The 230-nt window shown below is 40.0% G+C and carries 1 pseudogene; it reads right to left on the minus strand.

From position 1 onward, the window contains the following. Window positions 1-230, minus strand: a pseudogene (locus CWC28_RS21210) (transposase); the annotation flags it as partial.

The raw sequence follows: 230 nt of genomic DNA on the forward strand, positions 1-230 counted from the left end.
AATTTTTGACCTAAAGGCGTTGCTTTACTGAGCTTAAACCAACGTAAGAGAATGGCCTTATCCGATAACCTATTTGCTTTTTTATCATCAACATAAAGCACAACATGAGTATGGTTACTCATCACCGCATAAGCGCACACATCAATACAAAACACTTTTGCAAGAAAAAGTAGGCGTTCTTCAACCCACCCTCGACGGTGTTCATATGATTTACCTGTGAGTGCGTCTTC

Source organism: Pseudoalteromonas sp. S4492 (genome assembly GCF_005886115.1).
Classification (GTDB): Bacteria; Pseudomonadota; Gammaproteobacteria; order Enterobacterales; family Alteromonadaceae; genus Pseudoalteromonas; species Pseudoalteromonas gelatinilytica.